The organism is Methylotenera sp. (assembly GCF_029945705.1).
Taxonomy (GTDB): domain Bacteria; phylum Pseudomonadota; class Gammaproteobacteria; order Burkholderiales; family Methylophilaceae; genus Methylotenera.
Genome location: NZ_JAQSDC010000025.1, coordinates 1 through 3,740, shown reverse-complemented (window position 1 = coordinate 3,740; position 3,740 = coordinate 1). Strand labels below are relative to the sequence as shown.

The 3,740-nt window shown below is 40.9% G+C and carries 5 protein-coding genes; 3 read left to right on the top strand and 2 right to left on the bottom strand.

Annotated features, from left to right (window positions below):
- Positions 1-296, top strand: a 296-nt coding sequence (locus PSU78_RS05790) for a hypothetical protein (protein WP_300385595.1), incomplete at its 5' end; no start/stop codon positions are given.
- On the opposite strand, the gene PSU78_RS05785 is transcribed toward PSU78_RS05790, so the two are convergent.
- Together PSU78_RS05785 and PSU78_RS05780 are read right to left on the bottom strand one after the other, a co-directional pair.
- Positions 293-616, bottom strand: a complete 324-nt coding sequence (locus PSU78_RS05785) for a hypothetical protein (RefSeq protein ID WP_300385592.1) — start codon at positions 614-616, stop codon at positions 293-295. The two genes, PSU78_RS05790 and PSU78_RS05785, sit on opposite strands and share 4 nt — an antisense overlap.
- 11 nt (positions 617-627) lie before the next feature.
- Positions 628-1,860, bottom strand: coding sequence for a site-specific integrase (locus tag PSU78_RS05780; RefSeq protein WP_300385589.1), 1,233 nt, complete (start codon positions 1,858-1,860; stop codon positions 628-630).
- A gap of 823 nt (positions 1,861-2,683) precedes the next feature.
- On the opposite strand from PSU78_RS05780, the gene PSU78_RS05775 reads away from it, so the two are divergent.
- On the top strand, positions 2,684-3,244 hold the full coding sequence (locus tag PSU78_RS05775; RefSeq protein WP_300385587.1) for a hypothetical protein: 561 nt from the start codon (positions 2,684-2,686) through the stop codon (positions 3,242-3,244).
- Between the two features lie 73 nt (positions 3,245-3,317).
- A complete protein-coding gene (locus PSU78_RS05770; RefSeq protein ID WP_300385585.1) occupies positions 3,318-3,674 on the top strand; it encodes a hypothetical protein in 357 nt (118 codons plus the stop codon).
- The last annotated feature ends 66 nt before the right edge of the window (positions 3,675-3,740 follow it).

The window sequence follows — 3,740 nt, the reverse complement described above, 5'->3', positions numbered from 1 at the left end:
CCGTATTGTACGGCTCTGAAAATAAGCGGTTACACGTATTTATTTACACCCTCGTATTGCCAGCGTTTAGCCTTAGCTTTTGGCATACGCCTAGCTATTCGCCTCAACTCAATCCCGCTGAATACCTTATTCACGAAGTGAGACGAAATGGACTATATAACGTACCCTGTACATTAACAGTACTCGAAAAAGCTGAGCGTATTCGGAATCAATTAGCTCAAGGTTCGCCCATGACCGATTTACAAATGCGCAGTCTACTCGACTTTATAGCTCGCTCAAAAGTTAAACGGTTTTAGAGTGAAATGGGAGTAATATCTTTTTGCTTATCCACAAAACGATATTCGTCATAATTAATTCTAGCCTTCCAAGCAGCATCAAATAACGTAATCTGATCCTTTTCTTTTGAAAATGATGTTGATATTGCTTGCCATACGCTATTTTTGGTTATTTCAACATCAATCAATAACCGTTCCATAGTTTCTTCATCAGCAGGCGACCAGTATTTTACGGTACGCACTACAACACCATTTCTTTCGGTTATATACCCAGACCTTAACTGGTAGTAATGATCCAAAATCGCTTTTGGCACCCCTTGAAAACTTTGTTTCTTGTTCATAACGTTGATATTCATTTCCCTGAGTCGGCTCGTTTTCGCGCCTTATCAAAGCTCACAACCTCAGCTGTCGGTTTCAACCCTGCCGCCGCCAATATTTGATCCCCGTGCCGGTCAAGCGCCTCTCTAACATGGTCTTGTCCAAAGCGAGCGTAGACAGCGGTTGTACTGCTGTTGCTGTGATTTAAAACGCGTCCGATTAAATGCAAGCTGTTACCGGCCTGAGCAAGCCACGACCCCACGGTTCGGCGCAAGTCGTGAATATGCACATCATCAACACCTGCCGCTTTGCGGACTCGTTGCCAAGGCTTGTCGATATTAACCAGATGACAGCCGGGATTTTTGCCAACAATAATGTAAGGATTGTCGCTAACTTTTGGTATTTGATTCAGCACAGTAACAGCCGCATCCGAAAGTGGCAGATAATGGGTTTTGCCGTTTTTAGTATCAGTAAGTCGCAATTCCTTCCGAGAAAAATCTACATCGTCCCACTTTGCTGTCAATAGCTCTTCTTTCCTTAACCCGGCCAGCAGATAAAGCCACAAAGCAGAACGGGCGTACTGATTCAACTCTGCATCAATAGCCTCAATCAATTTTGGCAGCTCCTCAGAACTTACAAATCGATCCCGCGATTCTTCATTAAATTTTGTTACCCCAATCGCAGGGTTTGGGTGTCCAGCATCAATCATTTCCATTTGAGCCGCAAAGCCAAAAAGCTTTGAAACCAACGAGAGAACCCGATTGGCTTCATAGATAGTTGGCTTACCCCGATAGATATTTTTACCAATCTTGTGATGCAGTTCGATCACATCCTGACGGTTAATTGATTTGATTTTGTGAGCACCCCAGACCGGCAGAATGTGCGCCTTAATGCGCCGCTCGTCTTCATCACCGCTTTTCTTTTGGCTTGCATGGCGTTCTATATACAAATCACAAAGCTGTCGCACTGTGTCACCCAGACGGGCTTTTTTTCGCTCAGCCAGTGGGTTTTTGTTATCAATTAAAGCGGCTATATCCTTTTTCACAAAGTCCTCAGCCTGAGCCAAAGTGATGTCGCCATACCGACCAATGGTCTTCATCTGCTTCCGGCCCTCGTGTCGATAGCTGTAAACAAAAGCCTTTTTCCCGCTCGGATAAACCCGGACCCCAAAGCCATTCGGCTCATCAGCCCAAATAATACACTTCTCATTTTTCGATGCATCACCGCTATATTTCAATGCGTCGATTACAGATTTTTTCAGTTTCATTTTTGAGTCACCACTTTAAATTTGAGTCACCAATGAGTCACCACGCAACGCAGTAAATCATGGTAATCCGTGGTAGTCAACATTTAATAAAACCCAGTATTTACTGGCATTGTAGAGGATGGTAGAAATTGATAGCAATATATGCCGCCTGATTTGTAATCAGCCGGTCGCGGGTTCGATTCCCATCGCCAGCTCCAAGAATATCAAAGGGTTAGAGTCAAATCTAACCCTTTTTTTATGCCTGAAATTTTACGGGTCATGGCGGGGTCATGTTTGAAAGCTGATCTCCCGCATACTGCACTCAATATATTTTAGGATTTCAGGCATAAAAAACCAGCCTGGTTAGCCGGTCAAATATCTTCATTTACAGCAATAGATCAATTACATCCATTAAGTTTCTTTTTAACCTTGCCAAGCATTGTTCAATAGCTTGGCAGCTTAACAAAGAGCAAGGTACTATCTAAGCAGAATATGATTGCGTATAAGTAACACAGCAGCAATTTTTACCTAGCAAGTTTTCTATAAAGCTTTTATCTAAGCTAAATACTAAGACAAGCCAGCTCTACTTAAATCAGCATATTTCGCCAACTTTTGCCACACTTCTAAAAAACAGACCGCAACTGTTACCGATTTTTCCCTTTTTCCGCTTAATATTTACAGATTTTCATATTCTAAGTAATAATGCTAAGCTTCTAATCTCCAATCTGTAAGCATTTAACAATTATGCAATCGAATATTTACCGGACACTAGGCAACTAAGCATGAGCGTAAGTAATTACTGACTATTTGCAAAGCTCTAACAATAAAAATAAAGGTTATATAAATGACAAAACTATCTGTATTGGCTTTAATGCTAGCACTTACTGGCTGTATGACCATAGAAGGTATGAATACTGACTTAGCGAGGATTGATCAGGTTTGGGACGCAGAAAATATGGCAGCAATCGGTCAACGTAGCCATGTAGTTAATGTAGATTACAAAAGCACGTTCAAAGCTGTTGAACAAACACTAGCTGATTTGCATATGCCAATTCTTAAATCTTCAATCGAAAAAGGATTTATTACAAGCAAAAATGAAGCCCCTACACCATTAACGATGAAACAATGGAAGCAAGTAGTCGAATTAGAGAATCCAAGAATTAGTGATGTGGGTGGATGGATGTATTCATTACCGGACAACCCAGAAGGACAATTTGTTAATACAAAGGTGGCTATTGAAGCTTCTGGGAATCAAACAAAAATTACCTTAAATTATTTTATTAATATCCCACAGTATGACGATATGGGCTTAATAACCCCTAAAAATGTTGCACCTATAGCTGAGAAACTAGCTTGCGAAGTATTCTGGAAACAATTAGATAAAAATATTTCAAATGCTAAATAACATACTACTTAAGCTGTTCATATTTGTATCGCTAATCTGTTTAAGTGGGTGCGTTAATCGGGCTGTACAGCATGTGACGCCAACCGCTGACCTTGGAAAAATAAAATCAATTTGTGTCGAACACTTCGAGCCAGATGGTAGGCATTTAAACGTTACAATTGCCGAAGAACTAACAAAGTTTAATATCAAATCATCAACTGCTGAAAAATGCACTGACAACGTTGATGCAATATTAACTTACCGTGATAAGTGGATGTGGGATTTAACGATGTACATGATTAGCCTATCGATCAAGCTAAACGATCCCAATACAGGATTTCCGTTAGCATACGGACAGGCATTGCACTCATCATTAACCCGACAAACTCCACAAGAAACCATCAACGAGGTATTGACCAAATTAAAGTGGACCCCGAAATCCGGACAATAATTTAAGATGGCAGCCTGCGATAAACAGGAGCAGGCTTGTGAGTGAAAAAAAGCGCAAGATATTTAC